The 24,617-nt window shown below is 71.2% G+C and carries 18 protein-coding genes and 1 rRNA gene; 2 read left to right on the top strand and 17 right to left on the bottom strand.

Annotated features, from left to right (window positions below):
* Positions 1-307 precede the first annotated feature (307 nt).
* From KRH_RS07595 to KRH_RS07630, 8 genes are all read right to left on the bottom strand, one after another.
* Positions 308-1,838 (bottom strand): 16S ribosomal RNA (locus KRH_RS07595).
* Positions 1,839-2,425: 587 nt separating this feature from the next.
* On the bottom strand, positions 2,426-3,736 hold the full coding sequence (tyrS, locus tag KRH_RS07600) for a tyrosine--tRNA ligase (protein ID WP_012398612.1): 1,311 nt from the start codon (positions 3,734-3,736) through the stop codon (positions 2,426-2,428).
* A 13-nt stretch (positions 3,737-3,749) separates the two neighbouring features.
* Positions 3,750-6,053, bottom strand: coding sequence for a HelD family protein (locus KRH_RS07605; protein WP_012398613.1), 2,304 nt, complete (start codon positions 6,051-6,053; stop codon positions 3,750-3,752).
* A gap of 70 nt (positions 6,054-6,123) precedes the next feature.
* Entirely contained in the window at positions 6,124-6,651 is a 528-nt protein-coding gene (locus tag KRH_RS07610) for an adenine phosphoribosyltransferase (RefSeq protein ID WP_012398614.1), read from the bottom strand.
* 35 nt (positions 6,652-6,686) lie between these two features.
* Complete coding sequence (locus KRH_RS07615; RefSeq protein ID WP_012398615.1) at positions 6,687-7,397, bottom strand: DNA-3-methyladenine glycosylase; 711 nt, start codon at positions 7,395-7,397, stop codon at positions 6,687-6,689.
* Positions 7,394-8,839 (bottom strand): argininosuccinate lyase, encoded by a 1,446-nt coding sequence (gene argH / locus KRH_RS07620; protein ID WP_012398616.1) that lies wholly within the window; start codon positions 8,837-8,839, stop codon positions 7,394-7,396. Before argH ends, KRH_RS07615 begins: the two co-directional genes overlap by 4 nt.
* A 208-nt stretch (positions 8,840-9,047) precedes the next feature.
* Positions 9,048-10,253 (bottom strand): argininosuccinate synthase, encoded by a 1,206-nt coding sequence (locus KRH_RS07625; protein ID WP_012398617.1) that lies wholly within the window; start codon positions 10,251-10,253, stop codon positions 9,048-9,050.
* Between the two features lie 86 nt (positions 10,254-10,339).
* Positions 10,340-11,854 carry a long-chain-fatty-acid--CoA ligase gene (locus tag KRH_RS07630; protein WP_012398618.1) on the bottom strand — a complete coding sequence of 505 codons (1,515 nt, stop codon included), beginning with the start codon at positions 11,852-11,854 and terminating at the stop codon, positions 10,340-10,342.
* A 208-nt stretch (positions 11,855-12,062) separates the two neighbouring features.
* On the opposite strand from KRH_RS07630, the gene KRH_RS07635 reads away from it, so the two are divergent.
* Positions 12,063-12,494, top strand: a complete 432-nt coding sequence (locus tag KRH_RS07635; protein WP_012398619.1) for an ankyrin repeat domain-containing protein — start codon at positions 12,063-12,065, stop codon at positions 12,492-12,494.
* 226 nt (positions 12,495-12,720) lie between these two features.
* Here the strand turns inward: KRH_RS07635 and KRH_RS07640 are convergent, their stop codons facing one another.
* The 6 genes from KRH_RS07640 to argC form a co-directional block, all read right to left on the bottom strand.
* Positions 12,721-13,215 (bottom strand): arginine repressor, encoded by a 495-nt coding sequence (locus tag KRH_RS07640; protein ID WP_012398620.1) that lies wholly within the window; start codon positions 13,213-13,215, stop codon positions 12,721-12,723.
* On the bottom strand, positions 13,212-14,183 hold the full coding sequence (gene argF, locus KRH_RS07645; protein WP_012398621.1) for an ornithine carbamoyltransferase: 972 nt from the start codon (positions 14,181-14,183) through the stop codon (positions 13,212-13,214). Before argF ends, KRH_RS07640 begins: the two co-directional genes overlap by 4 nt.
* A 127-nt stretch (positions 14,184-14,310) precedes the next feature.
* Positions 14,311-15,546 carry an acetylornithine transaminase gene (locus tag KRH_RS07650; RefSeq protein ID WP_012398622.1) on the bottom strand — a complete coding sequence of 412 codons (1,236 nt, stop codon included), beginning with the start codon at positions 15,544-15,546 and terminating at the stop codon, positions 14,311-14,313.
* A complete protein-coding gene (gene argB, locus KRH_RS07655; protein ID WP_012398623.1) occupies positions 15,543-16,493 on the bottom strand; it encodes an acetylglutamate kinase in 951 nt (316 codons plus the stop codon). Before argB ends, KRH_RS07650 begins: the two co-directional genes overlap by 4 nt.
* A gap of 10 nt (positions 16,494-16,503) precedes the next feature.
* Positions 16,504-17,715, bottom strand: coding sequence for a bifunctional glutamate N-acetyltransferase/amino-acid acetyltransferase ArgJ (gene argJ / locus KRH_RS07660; protein ID WP_012398624.1), 1,212 nt, complete (start codon positions 17,713-17,715; stop codon positions 16,504-16,506).
* A 150-nt stretch (positions 17,716-17,865) separates the two neighbouring features.
* Complete coding sequence (gene argC, locus KRH_RS07665; RefSeq protein WP_041297645.1) at positions 17,866-18,915, bottom strand: N-acetyl-gamma-glutamyl-phosphate reductase; 1,050 nt, start codon at positions 18,913-18,915, stop codon at positions 17,866-17,868.
* A gap of 221 nt (positions 18,916-19,136) precedes the next feature.
* Here argC and KRH_RS07670 point away from each other — a divergent pair, with 221 nt between their 5' ends.
* Complete coding sequence (locus tag KRH_RS07670) at positions 19,137-20,114, top strand: quinone oxidoreductase family protein (protein WP_012398626.1); 978 nt, start codon at positions 19,137-19,139, stop codon at positions 20,112-20,114.
* Positions 20,115-20,303: 189 nt separating this feature from the next.
* Here the strand turns inward: KRH_RS07670 and KRH_RS07675 are convergent, their stop codons facing one another.
* Genes KRH_RS07675 through pheS form a run of 3 tightly spaced genes read right to left on the bottom strand, consistent with a single transcriptional unit; the run spans position 20,304 to position 24,539 of the window.
* Entirely contained in the window at positions 20,304-20,903 is a 600-nt protein-coding gene (locus tag KRH_RS07675; RefSeq protein ID WP_012398627.1) for a hypothetical protein, read from the bottom strand.
* Positions 20,904-20,924: 21 nt separating this feature from the next.
* Positions 20,925-23,477 carry a phenylalanine--tRNA ligase subunit beta gene (gene pheT, locus KRH_RS07680; protein ID WP_012398628.1) on the bottom strand — a complete coding sequence of 851 codons (2,553 nt, stop codon included), beginning with the start codon at positions 23,475-23,477 and terminating at the stop codon, positions 20,925-20,927.
* A 3-nt stretch (positions 23,478-23,480) separates the two neighbouring features.
* A complete protein-coding gene (pheS, locus tag KRH_RS07685; RefSeq protein WP_012398629.1) occupies positions 23,481-24,539 on the bottom strand; it encodes a phenylalanine--tRNA ligase subunit alpha in 1,059 nt (352 codons plus the stop codon).
* Positions 24,540-24,617 lie beyond the last annotated feature (78 nt).

Genomic DNA, 24,617 nt, shown 5'->3' on the forward strand with positions numbered 1-24,617 from the left:
AGATGCTCGCGTCCACTATGTAGTTGACAAACAACAACCCACCAACACCACCTCACCAGGACAACCATCCCAGTCTCGTGATGCTGCGGGAAACCAACCAACACTGACGTGTTGATCGACAACCCAACAATGTGCCACCACGCCGCCACCCCAACACCACCACCAGAACTCGTGTCCGGTCGTGTTCCCGTGTCAGGGCACAGCGTGTCCGCTTGCTGATATTCCACCCATGAGCATCAACCACACCCCGCCGAAAATGACGAGGATCGTGGGTGCCGGCCACACGGCCAGCCACAGTGCTCCTTAGAAAGGAGGTGATCCAGCCGCACCTTCCGGTACGGCTACCTTGTTACGACTTAGTCCCAATCGCCAGTCCCACCTTCGACGGCTCCCCCCACAAGGGTTAGGCCACCGGCTTCGGGTGTTACCAACTTTCGTGACTTGACGGGCGGTGTGTACAAGGCCCGGGAACGTATTCACCGCAGCGTTGCTGATCTGCGATTACTAGCGACTCCGACTTCACGTGGTCGAGTTGCAGACCACGATCCGAACTGAGACCAGCTTTTTGGGATTAGCTCCACCTCACGGCATCGCAACCCATTGTACTGGCCATTGTAGCATGCGTGAAGCCCAAGACATAAGGGGCATGATGATTTGACGTCATCCCCACCTTCCTCCGAGTTGACCCCGGCAGTCTCCTATGAGTCCCCACCATCACGTGCTGGCAACATAGAACGAGGGTTGCGCTCGTTGCGGGACTTAACCCAACATCTCACGACACGAGCTGACGACAACCATGCACCACCTGTACACCAGCCCCACAAGGGGGAAAGACCATCTCTGGCCCGGTCCGGTGTATGTCAAGCCTTGGTAAGGTTCTTCGCGTTGCATCGAATTAATCCGCATGCTCCGCCGCTTGTGCGGGCCCCCGTCAATTCCTTTGAGTTTTAGCCTTGCGGCCGTACTCCCCAGGCGGGGCACTTAATGCGTTAGCTACGGCGCGGAAAACGTGGAATGTTCCCCACACCTAGTGCCCAACGTTTACGGCATGGACTACCAGGGTATCTAATCCTGTTCGCTCCCCATGCTTTCGCTCCTCAGCGTCAGTAACAGCCCAGAGACCTGCCTTCGCCATCGGTGTTCCTCCTGATATCTGCGCATTTCACCGCTACACCAGGAATTCCAGTCTCCCCTACTGCACTCAAGTCTGCCCGTACCCACTGCACACCCGGGGTTAAGCCCCGGGCTTTCACAGCAGACGCGACAAACCGCCTACGAGCTCTTTACGCCCAATAATTCCGGACAACGCTTGCGCCCTACGTATTACCGCGGCTGCTGGCACGTAGTTAGCCGGCGCTTCTTCTGCACGTACCGTCACTCTCGCTTCTTCCGTGCTGAAAGAGGTTTACAACCCGAAGGCCGTCATCCCTCACGCGGCGTCGCTGCATCAGGCTTCCGCCCATTGTGCAATATTCCCCACTGCTGCCTCCCGTAGGAGTCTGGGCCGTGTCTCAGTCCCAGTGTGGCCGGTCACCCTCTCAGGCCGGCTACCCGTCGTCGCCTTGGTGAGCCATTACCCCACCAACAAGCTGATAGGCCGTGAGCCCATCCAAAACCAGTAAAACCCTTTCCACAACACACCATGCGATGCGCCGTCGTATCCAGTATTAGACCCAGTTTCCCAGGCTTATCCCAGAGTCAAGGGCAGGTTACTCACGTATTACTCACCCGTTCGCCACTCATCCACCCAGTGCAAGCACCAAGCTTCAGCGTTCGACTTGCATGTGTTAAGCACGCCGCCAGCGTTCGTCCTGAGCCAGGATCAAACTCTCCGTCAAAAAATTCAACAGAAACCACCCACCACACCTCAGCGCGGCCGGTAGGATCCCAGCTGACACCCAACACCCCCAGGAAACGGGAAAACACCTGAAAAGGCATCGGGCCATCAACCAAAAAATAAAACTTTGGTATCAACAAACTAGACACACTATTGAGTTGACAAACAACACACCACAACGCGGCTCCCCAACACGAGGATCACCACGATCGGTTCAGTTTACGTTGCTCGCAATCGGACCGTTCCGGTCCCTTCCGAAGCAACTTGAATAGCTTATCGCCGGTCTGTTCGGCGTGTCAACTTGACTTCTCAAGGTGAACGACCTGCCTGCGGGCAAGCCAGGCAACCGTAGCATGAACAAGGTCCGAATTCCTCGGGCTGATCTTTGCCGGTCACCCCCGCAGCCCTGGTTCCTGTCCGGTCCCTGGCCGCGGCGACTCGGAATACATTACACACGAGCCGGGACCGGCGCAAAGCGTCGGTCCCGGCTCGTGTGTGGGGGCTGCAGGCCGCTGGCCGGCGCCCCCGATGTCGCTCGCGCGCGCCGGCACCGGCGCGAACCGCGCCCGCCAGGGGTTCGCGCCCGCTTCAGTCCGTGAAGGTCACCGCAGCGAGGTTCTTCTTGCCGCGCCGCAGCAGCGCGAACCGTCCGTGCAGGAGGTCCCCGGGGCTCACCACGGCGTCCTCCCCCTGCACCTTGCGGTTGTTCAGCGACACGCCGCCTTCCTTGAGGGTTCGGCGGGCCGCGGACTTCGAGTCGGACAGCCCCGTGGCGACCAGCAGGTCCACCACGGCGTGCTGCGTTCCCCCGGGCACCGTGGCGCCGGGCAGGGCCTCGGCGACGGCGGCGAGGGTGGACGCGTCGAGGTCCTCGAACGACCCCCGGCCGAACACGGCGGCCGATGCCTCAACGGCCTGCTGCGTGGCCTGCTCCCCGTGGACCAGTGTGTTCACGTCCGCAGCCAGGACGCGCTGGGCCTCCCGGCGGTGCGGTTCCTCGCGGGTGAGACGCTCCAGCTCGGCGATCTCCTCCCGGGTGCGGAACGTGAACACCTTGAGGCGGTCCGCGACGTCCGCGTCCGCCGTGTTGAGCCAGAACTGGTAGAACGCGTAGGGCGAGGTCAGCTCGGGGTCCAGCCAGATGGCGTTGCCCTCCGACTTGCCGAACTTGGTGCCGTCCGAGTTGGTGATCAGCGGCGTGCCGATGGCGTGCACCGCGGCCCCCTCGGTCTTGCGCACGAGGTCAGTGCCGGACGTGAGGTTGCCCCACTGGTCCGAGCCGCCGGTCTGAAGCACGCAGTCGTACTGGCGGTAGAGGTTGAGGAAGTCCAGTCCCTGCAGGATCTGGTAGCTGAACTCGGTGTAGGAGATGCCCTCCTCCGAGTTCAGGCGCTTGGCCACGATGTCCTTCTTGATCATGGTTCCCACGCGGAAGTTCTTGCCGATGTCCCGCAGGAAGTCGATGGCCGAGAGCTGCGACGTCCAGTCCAGGTTGTTGACCATCCGCGCCGGGTTGGCCCCCTCGAAGGACAGGAACCGCTGCACCTGTTCCCGCAGCATGTCCACCCACTGCGCCACGGTCTCGCGCGAGTTCAGGATCCGCTCGGAGGTCTGCCGGGGGTCGCCGATCAGACCGGTGGAGCCTCCCACCAGACCGATGGGGTGGTGCCCGGCGAGCTGAAGCCGGCGCAGCAGCAGCAGCTGGACCAGGTGCCCCAGGTGCAGGGACGAGGCGGTGGGGTCGAAGCCGCAGTAGTAGGTGATGGGCTCACCGTCCAGCGCCTCCTGGAGGGCCTGCGGATCCGTGGAGATTTGGATCAGACCCCGCCAGTTGAGCTCCTCCCACAGGGACGAGAAGGAGGGGTCGTTGTGCTGCGTGCTGAGATCGGTGGTTGACACGCGCTCCAATTTATCAGGACACCGCGCCGTCGCCGCCGGTTCCCGGCTCGATCCCCGAGGGCATCCCGTGAGCGCCCACGAGGTACAGCCGCTGGGTGGGCCGCGTCATGGCCACGTACAGGTTCCCGGCCCCACCGGCGGGGTCCGAGGCGATCTCGCGGGGCTCCACGACCACCACGGAGTCAAACTCGAGGCCCTTGGCGTCCCACGGGGTGAGGACCATGATCCGGCGGTCCAGGCTGCGCATCCCGGCCGCGACCAGGCCCGGGAACTCGCGTTCCAGGGCGCTGCCGACGGCGCCGATGAGCGGGCCCGGGCAGACGACGCCCACGAGCCCCCCGCTGAGTGCGTCCAGCTCCGAGCGCACGCACGCGAGCACCTGCCGCGTGACCTCTCCCTCGTCCGCGGCGTCCACCAGCACGGGCGGCTCGCCGTCGCGCACCGCGGCGGGGTCGGACACGGTGAGTCCCGCGGCCCGCGCCACCCGCGCAGCGGCGTCGGCGATCGGCTGCGGGGTGCGGTAGTTGACGGTGAGCTCCTCCAGGTCGAAGCGCTCCCCCACGAACGGTTCGAGGGCGCCCGCCCAGGTGCGCGCGGCCGCGGCGTTGCCGGCCTGGGCGATGTCCCCGACCACGGTGAAGGACTTCAGGGGGCAGCGGCGCATGAGCACGCGCCACTGCATGGGCGAGAGCTCCTGCGCCTCGTCCACGACCACGTGCCCGTACGCCCACGTGCGGTCCGACGACGCCGCCTCGGCCGCCGTCATGCGGCGCGGCGCCTCGGCGTTGAACGCCGTGAGCTGCTCGACCGTGACCACACCCTGGGCGCCGATGTCCTCGAAGCCCTCCGCCATGGCCTCGAGCGCCTTCTGCGCGGACTCCTGGGACTTGCGCTCCTCGAGCGAGCTGTCCCCGCGCACCGTGATGCCGGCCGACTCGAAGTCGCCGAGGTGCTCGGCGGCCTCGTCGAGCAGCGGGACGTCCGCGACCGTGAGGGGTGCGTCCGCCGGGCGCAGCAGCCGCGCGACCTGCGCGTCGTCCAGCTCGGGGGCCGCGGAGCGCAGGTAGTGCTCCTTGCTGAACAGCTGTGCGACCAGCTGCTGTGGCGTCAGGGGGAGCCACAGCAGGTTGAGCGCCACACGCACCTCGCGGGACTGGCGCAGGTCCTCCCTGAGGTAGGAGCGATCCATCGTGGAGCCGGCCTTCTCGTTGAGCTCGTCCCCCAGCTTCTGCGCGAGCTCCTTGATGACGATCTTCACGAAGGTCTCACGGGCCTCGTTGTGCGGCTTGCCCGTGGCGCGGGCGCGCTCACGGGCCCGGCGCACGAGCGAGCGGGAGAGCTTGACCCGGTGCCCGTCCACCGTGAGCCACTGGGCGCGGGGCGGGACCTTCTGACGGTCCGCCACCGCCCGGGCGACGACGTCCGCCATGTGCAGCCCGGCCTTCCAGCGCGCGACCCACGGGTCCGCCTCGACCGTGCCGTGCACGCCGGGGTAGAGGTCCGCGAGGGAGGACATGATCACGCCCGTCTCCCCCAGTGCGGGCAGCACGCGCTCGATGTACCACAGGAACGAGGAAGAGGGGCCCACGATGAGCACGCCGGACTTGGCGAGCCGCTCGCGGTACTCGTAGAGCAGGAAGGCAGCGCGGTGCAGGGCCACGGCGGTCTTGCCGGTGCCGGGCCCGCCCTGCACCACCCGCACGCCGGACAGCGGGGCCCGGATGATCCGGTCCTGCTCGGCCTGGATGGTGGCCACGATGTCGCTCATGCGCCCGGTGCGCTCGGAGTTCAGGGCGGCGATCAGCGCGCCCTCGCCGTGCACGACGTCCTCGTCCGCCACGCGCTCGGGGTCGAGGACGTCGTCCTCGAGGGCGGTGACCTCCCGCCCGTCCATGATCAGGTGGCGCCGACGCACGAGGTCCATGGGGGTGGCCGCCGTGGCCTGGTAGAACGCCCCCGCCTCGCGGGCCCGCCAGTCCAGCACGAGACGGCGGTGGTCCTCCGTGGCCAGACCGAGCCGGCCCACGTAGTGGCGTTCGCCCTCGGTGGTGTCCAGGCGCCCGAAGACCAGGCGCTCGTCCACGGCGTTGAGCTGCGCGAGCCGGTCTTCGTAGTGGGTGGCGAACGCGTCCCGCTCGGAGCGTGCCTGGTGCCCGCCGCCGTAGCTGGTGCTCCGCACGCGCCGCAGCTCGCGTTCGTTCTGCTCCCGCAGCTCGTCGAGGCGGGCGTAGGCCGATGCGACGTACCTGCGCTCCTGTTCGAGTTGCCGGGACACTCCCACGGTTGCGGAATCCTCCACGCAGTTCACCTCACGCACACAGCCGGAAACGCCGGTTCCTCGACCGGCGAGCGACCATCCTACCGCCCGGTCGCAGCCGCGGTGCCGCTCACACGCGCAGCAGCGCGCGCACGCGGTGCCCGCCCAGCTGGGCGCGCCCGCGCAGGGCGGTGAGCTCCATGATCACGCCGAAACCGGCCACGTTGTACCCGCCGCGCGTGAGCAGGGACGCCGCCGCGCCGAGCGTGCCGCCGGTGGCGAGGACGTCGTCGAGGACGAGCACGCGCGAACCCCGCGGGGCGTCGTCGGTGTGGATCTCCAGGGTGCCCGTGCCGTACTCGAGGGCGTAGGACTGGGAGATGGTCTCCCGGGGCAGCTTGCCCTCCTTGCGCACCGGGATGATGCCCGCCCCGGAGGCGTAGGCCACGGCGGCGGCGATCATGAAGCCGCGGGCCTCCACGCCGGCCACGCAGTCGTACTGCCCGGCGAACGCGTCCACGAGGGCGTCCACGGTGCGGTGGAACCCGGGCCCGTCCGCGAACAGCGGCGTGAGGTCGCGGAAGAGCACCCCCGGTTCGGGGTGGTCCGGGATCTTCGCGCACAACCGGTCGATCATCTGCTCCACGGATTCAGTCACCCGCCCATGGTAGCGGCGCGGCACCCCGACCCGGCTCAGCGGGTGCGGCGGCGCTTGACCGTGGCCCGGCGGTACGGGGACACCGTGGGCTCCCCCGGAAGTGCGAAGCGCCACGGGAACGCGTCGGTTCCGCCCTCCCCGGACACGCCCGTGCGCGCGGTGCTGCGGACGTCCTCGGCGGGGTGCTCTGCGAGCGCGAGCCCGCTCCACACAGTGCCCTCACGCTCGGCCACGGCCTCCCGCGCGCGGGCCACGGGATCCGGTGTGGCTCCCAGGTCGACGAGCGGTGCGGCGTCGTCGTCGAGCGTGAGACCGAGTGCCTGGGCCACGTTGCCCGGGCCGCGCGCCAGGGTGGCGAACGGCGGGTGCGAGCTGCGCGTGGCGAGCCGACGCCGCGTGGCGGTCTCCTCCCCCAGGACCACCTCACCGGAGCGGATCAGCACGCCGCCACCCGTGCCCTCGGGGCGGCACACGAAGTTCACGGCGTGGTGCAGCCCGTAGGTGAAGTAGACGTAGAGGTGGGCCGGCGGCCCGAACATCGAGGCGTTGCGCGCGGTGCGGCCGCGGAACGTGTGCGCCCCGGGGTCCGGGAGGTCCGCGTCCTGCTGACCGCCGTAGGCCTCGACCTCCGTGAGGCGCAGGGCCACCGTGCCGGTGTCCCGCGCGCAGACGAACACGGCCCCGAGCAGCCTGGGGGCGACGTCGGGCGCGGGACGGGAGAGCAGCTCGTGCAGCGCGGGACTCACGAGATGACGGGCTCGCGCGTCTCGAAGGCCGCGAGCTCCGCGAGCTGGCGCTCCAGCTCCGCGAGCTGCCGGGCCACGGCCTCGGGCGCGGTCCCGCCCTGGGAGCTGCGGGAGGCCAGCGAGCCGGCCACGGTGAGCACCTCGCGCACACCGGGGCTCAGGTGCGGCGAGATGCCCGCGAACTGCTCGTCCGTGAGGTCCCACAGCTCGATGCCCTGCTCCTCGCACACGCGCACGGCCTCGCCCGAGATCTCGTGGGCCTCGCGGAACGGGACCCCCTGCCGCACGAGCCACTCGGCGACGTCCGTGGCGAGCGCGAAGCCCTGCGGCGCGAGCTCGGCCAGGCGCTCGGGGTGGAACTCGAGCGTGCCCATCATTCCGGCGACCGCGGGCAGCAGCACCTCGAGCTGGTCGATCGCGTCGAAGACCGGCTCCTTGTCCTCCTGCAGGTCCCGGTTGTACGCCAGCGGCAGGCCCTTGAGAGTGGCCAGCAGGCCCGTGAGGTCGCCGATGAGCCGGCCCGCCTTGCCGCGCGCGAGCTCCGCGACGTCCGGGTTCTTCTTCTGCGGCATGATCGAGGAGCCCGTGGAGAAGGCGTCGTCCAGGGTCACGAAGGAGAACTCTTTGGTGGCCCACGTGGTGACCTCCTCGCTCATGCGCGAGACGTCCACCGCGGCCATGGCGCACACCCACGCGAACTCCGCGTAGACGTCCCGCGAGGCCGTGCCGTCGATCGAGTTGTGCACCGCGGAGTCGAAGCCGAGCTCCGCGGCCACCGCGTTTGGGTCGAGGCCCAGGGAGGAGCCCGCGAGCGCCCCGGAGCCGTAGGGCGAGACGGCCGCGCGGCGGTCCCAGTCCACGAAGCGCTGGACGTCGCGCAGCACCGCCCACGCGTGGGCGAGCAGGTGGTGGGACAGCAGCACCGGCTGCGCGTGCTGCAGGTGGGTGCGCCCGGGCATGGGGGCGTTCGGGTGGCGCTCGGCCTGCGCGATCAGCGCCCGCACCACGTCCAGCAGGTTGCGGGCCACGATCGAGGCGTGGTCCCGCAGGTACATGCGCCCCAGCGTGGCGATCTGGTCGTTGCGCGAGCGCCCGGCCCGCAGCTTCCCGCCCAGCTGGGCCCCGGCGCGCTCGATCAGTCCGCGCTCCAGGCAGCCGTGGACGTCCTCGTCCGAGGGCGCCGGGGCGTACGCGCCGCTGCGCACGTCCGCCTCGAGCCGGTCGAGTGCGTCGAGCATGCCCGTGAGCTCGGCGTCGTCCAGCAGACCCGCGGTGTGCAGCACCCGGGCGTGCGCACGGGAGCCCGCGATGTCGTACGGCGCCAGCCGCCAGTCGAACTGGGTGGAGCGGCTCAGCTCGGCGAGCGCGTCCGCCGGTCCCCCGGCGAAGCGGCCGCCCCACAGGGCGCCCTCGTTGGTTCCGTGCTGCTCGTGCTGGGCCATGGTGCTCCTCGGTGACGTGTGCTGGATGGTGCGTGGGCCGGGCGCCGCGTGCGGCGTCCCCTGCGGGACCGGGTGGCTCGTGCGGTGACCCTGCGGGGGCCGGGGACGACGCCGCCCGGCGCGGTGAACGGCCGGGCTCCAGTCTAGGAGCCCGGCCGTCCGGGGCCGCCCTCGGGCGGTGGGGCCGCGCGGGCGCGGCCGGTGGGTGTCAGTTCCCGGCGAGCCCTTGCTCGCGGCGGGAGGCGACCTTGGACGACATGCCGAACAGCTCGATGAAGCCGCGGGCATTGGACTGGTCGAACGAGTCGCCCTCGTCGTACGTGGCCAGGTTGAAGTCGTACAGCCCGGTGTTCGAGCGGCGACCGGTCACCGTCGCCCGCCCGGCGTGCAGCTCCATGCGGATGTCGCCGTTGACGTAGGTCTGGGTGTCCTGGATGAACACGTCCAGGGACTTCTTCAGCGGGGAGAACCACTGGCCGTCGTACACGAGCTCCGTCCAGCGCTGGCCCACGGTCTTCTTGAACCGGGCCTGCTCGCGCTCGATCGTGACGTTCTCGAGCTCCCGGTGCGCGGCGATCAGTGCCATGGCGCCGGGTGCCTCGTAGATCTCGCGGGACTTGATACCCACGAGGCGGTCCTCCACGATGTCGATCCGGCCCACGCCCTGCGCCCCGGCGCGGCGGTTCATCTCCTGGATGGCCTGCAGCGGGGTGACGGGCTTGCCGTCCAGGGCTACGGGGATGCCCTTCTCGAAGGTGATCACGACCTCGTCCGCGGCGGGCGGGAAGGTGGGGTCGTCCGTGTAGTCGTAGACGTCCTTGGTGGGGGCGTTCCAGATGTCCTCCAGGAAGCCCGTCTCCACCGCGCGGCCCCACACGTTCTGGTCGATCGAGAACGGGTTCTTCTTGGTGGTCTCGATCGGCAGGTCGTTCTGCTCCGCGTAGGTGATGGCCTTCTCGCGGGTCAGCGCGAGGTCGCGCACCGGGGCGATGCACTTGAGCTCCGGGCCGAGGGTCTGGATGCCCACCTCGAAGCGCACCTGGTCGTTGCCCTTGCCCGTGCAGCCGTGGGCCACCGTGGTGGCGCCGAACTTCTTGGCCGCCGCCACCAGGTGCTTGACGATCACGGGGCGGGAGACCGCGGAGACCAGCGGGTAGGAGTCCATGTACAGGCCGTTGGCCTGCAGCGCGGGCATGCAGTACTCGCTCGCGAACTCGTCCCGGGCGTCGGCCACGTAGGCCTCCACGGCACCGCAGTCCAGGGCGCGCTGGCGGATGGTCTCCAGGTCCTCGCCACCCTGCCCGACGTCCACGGCCACGGCCACGACCTCGGCACCGGTGGCCTCACCGATCCACCCGATGGCCACGGACGTGTCCAGTCCACCCGAGTAGGCCAATACCACGCGATCACTCACGGTGCTTCCCTCCACAACTGCTCTACGACGCTGACTGCGCGGGAGTGCCCCGCGGCTCATGCATGACTATACACAGCAATCAGTATTTATGCATCGAGGGTCAGTTCGCGCTTGAGGATCTTGCCCGTGGGGCCCTTGGGCAGCTCGTCCGTGACGCGGTAGATCCGGGGGTACTTGTACTTGGCCACCCGTTCCTGGACGAACGCGTCCAGCTCCTGCGTGAGCGCCTCGCGGCCCTTCGACTCGAGGACCCCGGACTCGAAGACCACCACGGCGCCGACCTCCTCGCCGTGCTTCTCGCTCGGGACACCCACCACCGCGGCCTCCACCACGCCGGGGAACTGGTAGATGGCCTCCTCCACCTCGCGGGGGTACACGTTGTAGCCGCCGCGCAGGATCATGTCCTTCTTGCGGTCCACGATGAAGAACGCGCCGTCCTCGTCCTCGCGGGCCATGTCACCGGTGTGGAACCAGCCGCCGCGCATGGCGCCCTCGGTGGCCTCGGGCTTGTTCCAGTAGCCCTTCATCACGTACTGCCCGCGCACCACGAGCTCGCCGACCTCGTTGGTGGGGACCTGCTGGTCGTCCCCGTCCACCACGCGCAGCTCGGCGCCGCGCACGGCCGTGCCGATCGAGCCGGGCTTGCGCTCGTTGCCCGGCTGGTTGAAGCACACCACCGGCGAGGTCTCCGACAGCCCGTAGCCCTCGAACACGGTGGTGCCGAAGACCTTCTCGAACTTGGCCATGACCTCCACGGGCATGGGGGAACCGCCGGAGACGCCGGCGCGCAGGTCCACGCCCTCGACGGCCTGCGGATCCTGGTTCGCCTGGTGCAGCAGGGCCACGTACATGGTGGGGACCCCCGCGAAGATCGTGACGCCGTCGCGGCGCAGGATCTCCAGGGCCTTGCCCGGGTGGAAGCGGGGCAGCAGGGTCACGGCCGCGCCGCTGCAGATCACGCCGTTGAGCGCCACGGTCTGGCCGAACACGTGGAAGAAGGGCAACCCGCCGAACATCACGTCCCCGTGGTGCAGGTTGAACACCTCACCGGCGACCTCGGCGTTGGTGAGCAGGTTGTGGTGGGTCAGCTCCGCACCCTTGGGGCGCCCGGTGGTCCCGGACGTGTAGAGCAGCACCGCCGTGTCCGAGTCCTGGCGCTCCACGACGTCGCGGTCGGGATCCACGCCCTGGAGACGCTCCACCGTGCCGCGGGCGCTGATGGGCAGCACGTTGAGGCCCTCGATCTCCTCGGCCGCCTTCTGGCTGGCCTCGGCCATGTCCTCCCACGCAAGCACGAAGGAGCACCCGGAGTCCTGGAAGTGGTAGCTCAGCTCACGGGGCGTGAGCAGGGGGTTGAGCGGAACCACGATGCCGCCGGCGCGCAGGATCGCGTAGTACAGCACGGCCATGTGGGGCACGTTGGGCAGCACCAGGGCCACGCGGTCCCCCGGGCGGATGCCGTTGGCCTTGAGCAGTGCCGCCCCGCGGGCGGAGAGCTCGTCCAGCTGCCCGTAGCTCATGTGCAGCTCGTCGAGGATGATCGCGGGATCGGACGTGTACTGAGCGGCCGAGGTGGTGAGCAGGGTGGCCAGATTGGTCATGGATCCTCCAGAAGACAGTGTGAGTTCTAACACGTGATACTGCCCGTATCGGATATTTGAGTCAAACCTCGACCCCGCCCCGATTCCCCGTGGGACACTGGACAGCGCCGACCGCGACGAGCCCCGTCCGCCGCGCGGCACCGGCACACCGCACCCCGACCATTCGTGCCCGGGCCACCGGCCGTGGCCCCGCAAAGGAGGATCCCCCGTGACCGATCAGCACAGCGACGCGCAGAGCCCCCAGTTCACCGAGGCGGAGCTGGCCTACGTCTCGTCCCTGTTCGACGCCGCCCGCAACGGCGACACCCAGCTGCTGAGCTCCGCGATCGAGGCCGGGGTGCCGGTCAACCTCACCAACAGCAAGGGGGACACCCTGCTGAACCTGGCGGCGTACCTGGAGCGCGAGGAGACGGTGGCCATGCTGCTCGCCCACGGCGCCGACACCGAGCGCGTGAGCGACATGGGCTTCACGGCCCTGGTCTGCGCGGTGTTCCGCGGCAACGAGCCCATTGCTCGTGCCCTGCTCGAAGCGGGGGCGGGCCAGGCCACGGGCCACCAGCACGCGCAGGACGTGGCCCGCGTCTTCGGCCAGGAGCACCTGCTGCCGCTGCTCGAGAGCTACGGCACGCGCGAGGGCTGAACCGGGTGCACGGCACCCGCCTGCCCCGGGTTGGGGTGCCGGCCCCGCGAGGCGGAACGGGCGCCCGCCGCGCGCGGGCGGCGTCGTCGGCGGGTGTCGCACACGGGCGGCGTCGTGGGGCGCCACCCCGACGCCGCCGGGCGGCGCCACAGGGTGCTGCGCGGACGGCACGCGGGCGGCATCGTCGGCGGGCGGGCGGGCGGCGTCGGGTGCCGCGCGGGCACACTCAGCGGGCGAGGTCCAGGAACTTCCGCGCGAGCTGCTCCCCGCCCTGAGGGTCCCGGCTGACGACCATGATGGTGTCGTCCCCGGCGATCGTGCCCAGGATCTCGGGGGAGACCGAGTGGTCGATGGCCGACGCGAAGTACTGCGCGGCCCCCGGGGGCGTGCGCAGCAGCACGAGGTTGGCGCTGCCCTCCGCCGTGACCAGCAGCTCGCGGCACAGCGCGGCGAGCTTGGCCTCGGTGCTCTCGCGGGTGATCCCGCTGGCCGGGGCGCGGTCCGCTCCCGCGAGGGGGATCGCGTAGACCATGCCGCCGCGCGGTGAGCGCACCCGCACCGCCTCGAGCTCCACGAGGTCCCGGGACAGGGTGGCCTGGGTGACCTGGATGCCGTCCGCGGCCAGCAGCTCCGCGAGCTCGGCCTGCGAGTGGATGTCACCGCCCGTGACGAGGTCCAGGATGCGGGCCTGGCGCGCGGTCTTGGTGGTGGGGATGCTCATCGGGAGCCCTCCCGGCGCAGGGCCGCCGGCAGGTCCGCGGACAGCCCCGAGGAGTCCAGCAGGAAGGTCAGCAGGGCCTTCTGGGCGTGCAGCCGGTTCTCCGCCTCGTCCCACACGAGGGACGCGGGGCCGTCGATGACCTCGGCGGCCACCTCCAGCCCGCGGTAGGCCGGCAGGCAGTGCAGGAACACGGCGTGCTCCGCCGCGAGCGCCATGGCCTCGGCGCTCACGGAGTACGGCCGGAAGATCTCGGCGCGCTCGGCCTTCTCGCTCTCCTGGCCCATGGACACCCACGTGTCGGTCACGACGGCGTCCGCGCCCGCGAGCGCCTCGCGCGCCTCGGTGGTCACGAGCACGGATCCGCCCGTGGCCGCCGCGCGCTCGGCCGCGGCGGTCACGACGTCCTCGCGGGGCAGGAACCCCTCCGGGCCGGCGACGCGCACGTGCATGCCCGCGGTCGCGCAGCCCAGCAGGTAGGAGTTGGCCATGTTGTTCGCGGCGTCCCCCACGTACGCGAGGCTGCGCCCCGCCACGGACCCGAAGTGCTCGGTGAGCGTGAGCAGGTCCGCGAGGATCTGGCACGGGTGGTAGTCGTCCGTGAGGGCGTTGACCACCGGCACGGTGCTGTGCTCGGCCATTTCCTCCAGCCCGGACTGCGCGTACGTGCGCCACACGACCGCCGCGAGCATGCGCGAGAGCACCCGGGCGCTGTCCGCCACGGTCTCCTTGTGCCCCAGCTGCGACTCCCCCGGGTTGATGATCAGGGGGCTGCCGCCGAGGTCGCTGACCCCGGTGGCGAACGAGACCCGGGTGCGGGTGGAGGTCTTGTCGAAGATCACCCCCACCGTCTGCGGGCCCGCGAGCGGGCGGCGGGAGAAGCGGTCCTTCTTCAGGGCGAGGGCGAGCTCCAGCACCTCCCCCTGCTCCTCGGGCGAGAGGTCCGTGTCGACCAGGAAGTGACGTAGCACGCGGGGTTCTCCTTCGGTGGCGGGTGCGGTCCCCGTGGGGGCCGGGTGGGTGGTCGCCGGGGCTCCGGCGCTCGAGCTGAACAGGTTCGGTGCAGGGGCCGCAGTGGCGGGCCCCGCACGCGGGGTCTCAGGTGCCGCGGACGGAGCGCAGCAGCCCCGGCAGCGCGGCGGTGAACGTGTCCGTCTGCTCCTCGGTGACCACCAGCGGCGGGGCGAGCCGGATGGTGGCCGGTCCGGTGGCGTTGACGATGAACCCGGCGTCCCGGGCCGCGGACACGAGCCGCTGGGCCACGGCGTCGTCGTCGCCGCGCTGCTCGAGGTCCACGCCGATCAGCAATCCGTACTGGCGCACCTCGATGACGCCGGGCACCGCGCGCAGCTGCCGGGCGAGGCGCTCACCCACGCGACGCGCGTTCTCGAGCAGACCCTCGTCCTCGATGGCCGTGAGGGTGGCCAGCCCCGCGGCCGCGGCGAGGGGGTTGCCGCCGAACGTGGTGCCGTGCTGGCCCGCCCCGAGCAGTCCCGAGACCTCGGGCCCGGCCGTGAGCAGCGCCCCGACCGGGAAGCCGCCGCCGAGGCCCTTGGCCAGGGTCACGGCGTCCGGGAACTGCCCGGCGGGAAGCTGCGCGGAGCTCGCGAGCCACGACCCCGTGCGGCCCATCCCGGACTGCACCTCGTCCACCACGAGCAGGGCCCCGCGCTCGCGGGTCAGCTCCCGGGCTCGCGCGAGGAAGCCCTCGGGCAGCCCCCGGACGCCGGCCTCGCCCTGGACGGGTTCCACGAACACCGCGGCCACGGTGTCGTCGAGCTCGGCCTCGAGGGCCTCGACCGTGGCCGGGACGTGGCTGACCCCTCCGGGCAGCGGCTCAAACGGTGCGCGGTAGGCCTCCTTGGCCGTGAGGGCGAGCGAGCCCATGGTGCGGCCGTGGAACGCGTGCTCCAGGGCGATCACCCGTTCCCGCGGCCGGCCCCGGGCGTCCGGGTGCTCCCGTCCGTGGCGGCGGGCGAGCTTGAACGCGGCCTCGTTGGCCTCGGAGCCCGAGTTGGCGAAGAACACGTGCGAGCCCTCGGGGGCCTGCGTGACCTCCAGGAGCTTGCGGGCCAGCGCGATGCCGCCCGGGGTCGTGAAGAGGTTGGAGACGTGGGCCAGGGTGGCGGCCTGCTCGGTCACCGCCCGCACCCACGCGGGGTGGGCGTGGCCCAGGGCGTTGACGGCGATGCCCGCGAGCAGGTCGAGGTACCGCCTGCCGTCCGCGTCCGTGACGTGGGCGCCCTCCCCCGAGACGAGCACGAGCGCGGGGTCCCCGAACACCCCCGCAAGGTTCTCCCTGTACTGCCCCAGCAAATCGTCCTGGTGGCTCATGACCGCTCCTCCCCGTCCGGTGTGACCTCGGTGCCGATGCCCGTGTCCGTGAAGATCTCCAGCAGCGACGAGTGCTCGCAGCGCCCGTCCACGACGCTCGCGCGCGGCACCCCGCCCTCGACAGCCCGCAGCGCGGCCCGCATCTTGGGGATCATCCCCGACTCCAGCGAGGGCAGCATGTCCCGCAGCTCCGAGGCCGTGAGCGAGGAGATCAGCGAGGAGCGGTCCGGCCAGTTGGCGTAGAGCCCCTCGACGTCCGTGAGCGCCACGAACTTCTCCGCCCCCAGGGCCACCGCGACCTCCGCGGCAGCCGTGTCCGCGTTGACGTTGAGCACCTGGCCCGTGAGCGCACCGCGCCCCGCGGCGTCGTCGTCCTGCTCCGCGAGCTCGGGCGCGATCGAGGCGATCACGGGGATCTTGCCGATGTCCAACAGCTGCTCGACCGCGGCGGTGTTGACGCGCGTGACGGTGCCCACGAGACCGAGGTCCAGCGGGGCGCCGTCGGACCCCGTGCGGACGCGGCGCGCCTGCAGCAGCCCGGCGTCCTCCCCGGACATGCCCACCGCGTACGGGCCGTGGGCGTTGATCAGGCCCACGAGCTCGCGACCGACCTGGCCCGTCAGGACCATACGGATCACGTTCACGGCCTCCTCGGACGTGACGCGCAGTCCGTCCCGGAACTCCGAGTGGATGTTCAGGGACTCCAGCATGGTGCTGATCTGCGGGCCGCCGCCGTGGACCACCACGGGGCGGATGCCCACGTGGCGCAGGAAGACGATGTCCTCCGCGAACGCGCGGCGCAGCTGGTCGTTGACCATGGCGTTGCCGCCGTATTTGAAGACCATGGTGGAGCCCGCGTAGCGCTGGATCCACGGCAGGGCCTCCATGAGGGTCTCCGCCTTGGAGCGGGCCGTTTCGTACCGGGTGTTATCGCTGAGACGTGACATGGTGGGCGCGCTAGCTCGAGTAGGCGCTGTTCTCCTCGACGTAGTCGTGGGTGAGGTCGTTGGTCCACACGGTGGCGCGGGCGTCCCCGGTCTTGAGGTCGATCTCGATGTCCACCGCGCGCGACGCCGCGAGGTCCACGCCCTCGCGCGGGTCGCCGATGCCGCCGTTGCGGCACACCGTGACGCCGTTGATGCTGACGTCAATCCGGTCCGGGTCGAACTGGGCCCGGGTGGTGCCCACCGCAGAGAGCACCCGGCCCCAGTTGGGGTCGTTGCCGAACACCGCCGTCTTGAGCAGGGTGGAGCGCGCCACCGTGCGGGAGACGTCCTCGGCCTCCGTCTCGGTGGCCGCGCCCACCGTGGTGATGGCGATGTCGTGGGACGCGCCCTCGGCGTCCGTGATGAGCTGCTGGGCGAGGCTGTGGCACACCGCGGTCAGGGCCCGGGTGAACTCCCCCTGCTGCGCGGCCGTGCCGGACGCACCGGAGGACATCAGCACCACGGTGTCGTTGGTGGACATGCAGCCGTCGGAGTCCGTGCGGTTGAAGGTCACCCGGCAGGCCTCCCGCAGGGCGGCGTCGAGGGCGTCCGGGGTCATCACGGCGTCCGTGGTGAGCACCACGAGCATGGTGGCCAGCCCCGGCGCGAGCATTCCCGCGCCCTTGGCCATGCCGCCCACGCTCCACCCGGAGCCGGAGGCGCTCGCCTGCTTGGACACGGTGTCCGTGGTGCGGATGGCCTCGGCGGCGCGCAGCCCCGCGTCCCGCCCCGCGGCCAGCGCGCGGGCCGCCTCGGGGACGCCGCGGCGCACCACGTCCATGGGCAGCTGCTCGCCGATGAGCCCCGTGGAGCACACCACCACGTCACCCGCGCCGATGCCCAGCTCCCCGGCCACGAGCTCCGCCGTGGTGTGGGTGTTCTGGAAGCCCTCCGGGCCCGTGCACGCGTTCGCCCCGCCGGAGTTCAGCACCACGGCACGCACCGACCCGGAGCGCACCACCTCGCGGGACCAGTGCACGGGGGCCGCGGCCACGCGGTTGGAGGTGAACTGGGCCGCGGCGGCGAACTCGGGCCCGGTGTTGACCACGAGCGCGAGGTCCGGGCCGCCGGACGCCTTGAACCCGGCTTCGACACCGGAGGCGGTGAAGCCCGCGGAGGTGCACACACCGGAGTCCGTGGTCACGGGGAACTCCGGGGTCTCGGGGAGGGTGGGAGAGGTCATCTGCGTGTCGGCTCCTGATCGGACGGGTGTCGGATGGGTCGCGGCGGGCGGCCGGGACGGTCGGGGTGGCGCCACGGGCAGCGGCGCGAGACGGGGGTCAGCGCTGCGCGGGCCGGCGTGGGACGGCCAAGGGCCCCGCGAGGCGCGGGGTCACGGAGCCACACCCTGTCCGGTGAGCCCCGTGGTCTCGGGCAGCCCGAGCGCGATGTTGAGGGACTGCACCGCGCCGCCGGCGGTGCCCTTGGTCAGGTTGTCGATCACCGAGGTGACCACGAGCCGCCCGGCGTGGGGGTCCACCGCGAGCTGCAGCGCGGCGTGGTTGGAGCCCTGCACGGACTTGGTGGACGGCCACTGCCCCTCCGGCAGCACGTGGACGAACGGCTCGTCGCCGTAGGCGTCCTCGTACGCCTGCCGCGCGCGGGCAGCATCCACCCCGGGGCGCAGCACCGCGGTGGCGGTGGTGAGGATCCCGCGCGGCATGGGGGCCAGCGTGGGGGTGAACGAGAGCGTGACGTCCTGCCCCCCGGCCCAGCGCAGCCCCTGCTCGATCTCGGGGGTGTGCCGGTGGCCGCCGCCCACCCCGTAGGGCGACATCCCGCCCATGGTCTCGGCGCCCAGCAGGTGCGGCTTGGCGGACTTACCGGCGCCCGAGGTTCCCGACGCCGCCACCACCACGATGTCCCGCGGCTCCACCAGCCCGGCCGCGAGCGCCGGAGCCAGCGCGAGCAGGGAGCCCGTGGGGTAGCACCCGGGCACCGCGATCCGCGTGGCGCCGGGCAGCCGTTCGCGCTGCCTGCTCCCGCTCGGGTCCACGATCAGTTCGGGCAGCCCGTACGGCCAGGAGCCCGCGTGCCCGCTGCCGTAGAACGTCTCCCACGCCCGGGTGGACTCCAGCCGGTGGTCCGCCGCGGCGTCGACCACCACGGTCCCGGGCGCGAGCTGCTCGGCGACGGCCGCGGACTGGCCGTGCGGCAGGGCGAGGACGACGACGTCGTGCCCGGCGAGGTTCTCGGCGGTGGTCTCCACGACCTCGCGCTCCGCTAGCTCGTGCAGGTGGGGCTGCAGCTCTCCGAGGCGGCGTCCGGCCGAGGAGTGGGCGGTCACGGTGGCGATCTCGATCTCCGGGTGACCGCACAGCAGGCGGAGCACCTCCCCGCCCGCGTAGCCGGTGGCGCCTGAGACAGCTGCGGTGTAGGTCATGGCGACCAGCATAGCGCATGACTATGCAGAGCAGTAAATAGTTATTCATGGTGGAGCAGTTCGGCGTTCGCCGGACCCGAGGCTTGCCCGGTCCGGCGTCGAGGGACGAGACTGGCCCGGAGCGGTCGGGCCTCCCCGCCCCTCCCCTGCACGACGAGCACGACGCCGCCCGTGAGCACGGTGCCCAACGGCGTCGGACCACCCCGCGAAGGAGACCCACCATGACCGAGACCACCATGCAGGCCGTCGTCGCCGAACGGGCCGGGGGCCCCGAGGTGCTGCGAGCACGGGAGGTCCCCGTGCCCACCCCGGGTCCGCGGGAGGTCCTGGTGCGCACCGAGGCCACGGGGGTGAACTTCATCGAGACCTACCAGCGCTCCGGGGTCTACCCCGTGTCCTTCCCCTTCACTCCCGGGGCCGAGGCGTGCGGTGTGGTCACCGCCGTGGGCGAGCAGGTCACGGAGCTCGCGGTGGGACAGCGCGTGGCCACCGCGGAGGCCACCGCCACCTACGCCGAGCACGTGGTGATCGCCGCGGAGAAGGCCATGCCCGTGCCCGCGCGGATGACCGCGGAGACGGCCGCGGCGCTGCCGCTGCAGGGGCTCACCGCCCACTACCTGGTGCGCTCCACGTTCCCGCTCGAGGCCGGGCACACCGCCGTCGTCACGGCCGCGTCCGGCGGCGTGGGTGGCCTGGCCGTCCAGCTCATGAAGCGGATCGGCGCCACCGTGATCGCCCTGACCTCAACCCCCGAGAAGGCCGCGACCGCGCGCGAGCTCGGGGCGGACCACGTGCTGGGGTACGAGGGCTTCGCCGACCGGGTCCGCGAGCTGACCGGGGGCCGCGGCGCGGACGTGGTCTACGACTCCGTGGGCCGCGCGACCTTCGACGAGTCCCTGAGGGCCACGCGCGTGCGCGGCACCACGGTGCTGTTCGGCGGCGCCTCGGGGCAGGTGCCACGGTTCGACCTGCAGCGGCTCAACGCGTGCGGTTCGCTCTACGTGACCCGGCCGTCCCTGGCCCACTACGTGCGGGACGCCGCGGAGCGCAGCTGGCGCTGGGGCGAACTCGTGGAGGCCGTGGAGGCCGGGGAGCTCTCCGTGCGCGTGGGCGGCAGCTACCCGCTGGCCGACGCCGCCGACGCGCACCGGGATCTCGAGTCCCGGGCCACGCAGGGCAAGCTGGTGCTCGTCCCGTGAGCCACGAGGCCCACACCCGGCATGGGTGGTACCTCGGGGCGCAGGCGGTGCCTCGTGGCGAGGATGGTGCCTCGGGACATGGGTGGCGCGCATCGGCGTGAGCGGTGCCGCAGGGCGTGGGGGCGGACACCCGGCGCACACGGGTGACGCACGGGAGCCGTGGGCAGCTCACGGCGTGCCGCGCGGGGTTCACACCCCGGGGCGCACCCCGCGGTGGACCCGCCGTACGCCCCACACCGTGAGACCCGCGCACAGCAGCGCACCCACACCCCACGCGGCCGCGGTGAGCCGCTGACCCGTGACGGTGGAGTCCGTGACCCCGTCCGTGCCGTAGGCCCCCGGGGCGTCCGTCTCCACGACCCTGAGCGTGCCGTCCTGCACGGCCAGCAGGGCGTCCACCTCGCGGGGGAAGTCACCGTCCTGGACCCCGGACTGCGTGCCCCGGAACGTGATCTGGTCCCCCTCGGCCTTCTTGACGGGGTCGTTGAGCCGGTTGTCGTACGGGTAGCGCTCCACGAGGTCCCCGCCGGGCATGACCCCGGCGTAGATCCCGTTGTAGTCCTGGGTGGTGAGGTCCTTGGTGAGGGTCTGGTAGGTCCCCGAGACCACCATGGTCTCCCCGGCCCAGTCCTGCAGGTGGGAGGCCTTGTCGAAGGACAGTGCGCTCAGCAGCCCGAGCACCACCGTGAGCACCGCGCCCACCAGCACCATGGCCACGATGAGCCAGCCCCGGGACCTCGGGGCGTGCTCGTCCTGCTGCTCGTGGAAGTCGATGAGTTCGTGGGACACGGTGCTCCTTGGAGGTGAGGGTCAGCCGCGGATCTCGGCGCCGTGGGCGGCGCGGGCCGCCGCCACGGCGGCCTCGCGGGCCTCGGAGGCCTCGTCCGCGGTCAGGGTGCGGTCCGGGGCACGGAAGCGCAGGGCGATGGCCACGGACTTCTTCCCCTCGGGGATGCCCGTGCCCTGGTACACGTCGAAGACCTCCGCGGACTCGAGCAGATCCCCCGCGCCGTCGCGGACCGTGGCCAGCAGCGCGGCCGCGGAGACCTCACGGTCCACCACCAGGGCGACGTCCTGCGTGGCGGCGGGGTAGCCCGAGATGGACTGCGCGACCACCACGGGGGCCTCCCGCTCCAGCAGGGCGGTCAGGTCCAGCTCCACGGCGCACGTGCGCTCCGGCAGCCCCTCAGCCGCCACGAGCTTGGGGTGAAGCTCGCCGGCCACCCCGACCACGGTGCCGTCCGCCGTGCGCAGCTGCGCCGTGCGTCCCGGGTGGAACGCCTCGTGGCGGCCCTGGACCACCTCGAGCTCCAGGCCCATGCTGCGGGCGGCGAGCTCGGCGACGTCGAGGGCGTCCTGCCAGTCCCAGCGGCGCGGCGTGACCCACGGGCCCGCGGCGGCGTCGTGACCGGCGAGCACCGCGGCGAGCTTGCGCGGCTGGGCGGGCACGGCGGCGTGGAGCCGTTCGAGGTCCGGGCCCATGGGACGCACGCCCAGCGGCGGGACCGGCTGCGTGTCCGGGGTGTAGCCCTCGGCGAGGAACACGTGGCCGATCTCGTAGAGCGCCAGGTCGCGGAAGCCGCGGGACTGGTTGCGCTTGAGCACCTCCAGCAGCCCCGGCAGGATGCTGACGCGCAGCAGGGGCTGGGCCTCGCTGATGGGGTTCGCCAGCCTGATCGAGGGCACGTGCGCGCCCTCGGGGCTGCCCCAGAGGTCGTTGTCCGCCTGCGCGACGAACGGGTAGCTGAGCACCTCGGTGAGGCCGGCGGCCGCGAGCGTGGTGGCCACGCGGCGTCGTGCGGCCTGCGAGCGCGTGAAGCCGCGACCCGGAGGCGCCACGGGCAGCCGGTCCGGGATCCGGTCGTAGCCGTCCAGGCGGGCGACCTCCTCGACGAGATCCTCCTTGTCGAGCAGGTCGGGCCGCCACGAGGGCGGGGTCACGGTCCAGCCGTCCGCGGTATCCGTGACCTGCGCGCCGATCGCGGTCAGCGCGCGCTCGACCGCCTCCGGCGAGTAGTCCACGCCCACGCGGGCCGCAGGGTAGCCCGCGGGCAGCTCGACGGGCGTGGGCGGCTGCGTGTGGTCCACGTCCGTGACGCGGCCGGTGTCCGTGGCGCCCGCCAGCTCGACCAGCAAGTCCACCACGCGCTGCGCGGCGACCGGTGCGAGCTGCGGGTCCACACCGCGCTCGTAGCGCTTGGACGCCTCCGAGGGCAGCTTGTGACGCCGCGCGGTGCGGGCGATCGAGACCTCGTCGAAGCGGGCGGCCTCCACGAGGATCCGGGTGGTGGACCCGCTCACCTCGGTGGCGGCGCCACCTATGACACCGGCGAGCCCGACGGCGCCGGACTCGTCCGCGATCACGAGGTCCTCGGTGTCCAGCGTGCGGTTCTTGCCGTCCAGCGTGGTGAGCGTCTCGCCCGCCGTGGCCCGGCGCACGGTGATCCCGCCCTGCAGCGTGTCCGCGTCGTAGGTGTGGATCGGCTGGCCGTACTCGAGCATCACGTAGTTGGAGATGTCCACGGGCAGGCTCACCGAGCGGATGCCCGCCAGGCGCAGCCGGGATGCCAGCCACGGCGGGGTGGGCAGGGACGGGTCCACGCCCTCCACCACGCGCACCGCGAAGCGGTTGGAACCGGCGCGGCCGTGGATGGGAGCGGCGTCGTCGATCGAGACCGGGAAGCCGTCCTGCGTGGGGGCCGGCACGGAGGGGGCCAGCTCGGCCACGGGGTCCGTGAACGGGGCGCGCACGGCGTTGCAGTACTCGCGGGCGATGCCGCGCAACGAGAACGCGTAGCCGCGGTCCGGGGTCACGTTGACCTCGGCGGCGGAGTCGTAGAGGCCCAGCAGCTCCATGGCGTCGGAGCCGATCTCGGGGTCCAGCCCGAGCCGGGAGAGCACGAGGATGCCGTCGTGGTCCTCCCCGATGCCGAGCTCACGCACGGAGGCGATCATGCCCGCGGAGGTGTGGCCGTAGGTCTTGCGCGCGGAGATCCGGAAGTCACCGGGCAGCACGGCACCGGGCAGGGTGACGACCACCTTGTCCCCCACCGAGAAGTTGTGGGCGCCGCAGATGATGCCCTGCACGCCGGAGGGCTCAATGCCCTTGCCGGTGAGCGTCTGCTCCCGGCCCTCGGGCACCACGCGCACGGTGCACCAGTTCACGGTCTTGCCGTTGGAGTGGGTCTCCGGTTCCATGGTGAGCACCTGGCCCACCACGATGGGCCCGGACAGGGAGTCCGTGGGACGGTGGACGTCCTCCTCCTCCAGGCCGACCTTCACCAGGGTGGCCAGGACGTCCTCGGCGGTGGCGTCCTCGGGGACGGGCGCGTACTCGCGCAGCCATGACAGGGGAATACGCATGCTCTAGATCTCCATCCCGAAGTGCTCGCTGAAACGGACGTCGCCCTCGACCATGTCGTGCATGTCCGGGACGTTGTTGCGGAACATCAGGGTCCGCTCGATACCCATGCCGAACGCGAAGCCGGAGTAGCGCTCGGGGTCGATGCCCGCGGCGCGCAGCACGTTGGGGTGCATCATGCCGCAGCCGCCCCACTCGATCCACCGGGGCCCGCCCTTGGCCGTGGGGTGCCACACGTCCAGCTCGGCTGACGGCTCGGTGAAGGGGAAGTAGTTGGGGCGCAGCCGGATGGCGGCCTCCGGCCCGAACATGGTGCGCGCGAAGTGCGTGAGCGTGCCCTTGAGGTCCGCCATGGACAGCCCCTCGTCCACCGCGATGCCCTCCACCTGGTGGAACACGGGGGTGTGCGTGGCGTCCAGCTCGTCCGTGCGGTACGTCTTGCCGGGGCACACCACGTACACGGGCAGCTCCCGCTCCAGCAGCGAGCGCATCTGCACGGGCGAGGTGTGGGTGCGCAGCACCAGGTGCGAGGACGGCGGGTCCACGAAGAACGTGTCCTGCAGTTGGCGCGCCGGGTGGTCCGGCTTGAAGTTCAGGGAGTCGAAGTTGAACCACTCGTGCTCGAGCTCTGGGCCCTCCGCGATCTCCCAGCCCATGCCCACGAAGATGTCCCCGATGCGGTCCATGAGGTTGTTCAGCGGGTGGCGCCCGCCCAGCCGACGACGCCGCGTGGCCGCCGTGACGTCCACGGCCTCCTCCACGAGGATCCGGGCGTCCCGCTCCTCCTCGAGCTCGGCCGTGCGCGCGGCGACCGCCTTGTTCACGCGGCCGCGGGCCTGGCCCACGAGCTTGCCGGCGGTGGCCTTCGCGGTCTTGTCCAGACCGCCGATGGCCCGGTTGGCGAGCGCGAGCGGGGACTTCTCCCCCGCATGCGCAAGCCGGACGCTCTTGAGCTCGGGCAGATCCGCGGCGGCCCGGATCGCGCTCAGCGCGTCCTCGGCGGCGGCGGTGACGGCCGCCTCGTCGGTGGGGTCCACCGCGGCGGACGGTGTGGTCTCGGACATGGTTTCTCGCGTTCCTGCGCTCGCGGACGGGGTGCTCCGTGTCCCTGGGGCGCGCTCGCCGCGGGACACGGCGGTGCC

The organism is Kocuria rhizophila DC2201 (assembly GCF_000010285.1).
Classification (GTDB): domain Bacteria; phylum Actinomycetota; class Actinomycetes; order Actinomycetales; family Micrococcaceae; genus Kocuria; species Kocuria rhizophila_A.

What these genes read in the sequence shown, in the direction of transcription:
- argC (WP_041297645.1), bottom strand. Translation starts at nt 18,915, where the DNA reads ATGACCTACACCGCAGCTGTCTCAGGCGCCACCGGCTACGCGGGCGGG.
- KRH_RS07670 (WP_012398626.1), top strand. Translation starts at nt 19,137, where the DNA reads ATGACCGAGACCACCATGCAGGCCGTCGTCGCCGAACGGGCCGGGGGC.
- pheT (WP_012398628.1), bottom strand. Translation starts at nt 23,477, where the DNA reads ATGCGTATTCCCCTGTCATGGCTGCGCGAGTACGCGCCCGTCCCCGAG.
- argH (WP_012398616.1), bottom strand. Translation starts at nt 8,839, where the DNA reads ATGGCCCAGCACGAGCAGCACGGAACCAACGAGGGCGCCCTGTGGGGC.
- KRH_RS07630 (WP_012398618.1), bottom strand. Translation starts at nt 11,854, where the DNA reads ATGACCAATCTGGCCACCCTGCTCACCACCTCGGCCGCTCAGTACACG.
- KRH_RS07650 (WP_012398622.1), bottom strand. Translation starts at nt 15,546, where the DNA reads ATGAGCCACCAGGACGATTTGCTGGGGCAGTACAGGGAGAACCTTGCG.
- argJ (WP_012398624.1), bottom strand. Translation starts at nt 17,715, where the DNA reads ATGACCTCTCCCACCCTCCCCGAGACCCCGGAGTTCCCCGTGACCACG.
- argB (WP_012398623.1), bottom strand. Translation starts at nt 16,493, where the DNA reads ATGTCACGTCTCAGCGATAACACCCGGTACGAAACGGCCCGCTCCAAG.
- pheS (WP_012398629.1), bottom strand. Translation starts at nt 24,539, where the DNA reads ATGTCCGAGACCACACCGTCCGCCGCGGTGGACCCCACCGACGAGGCG.
- KRH_RS07640 (WP_012398620.1), bottom strand. Translation starts at nt 13,215, where the DNA reads ATGAGCATCCCCACCACCAAGACCGCGCGCCAGGCCCGCATCCTGGAC.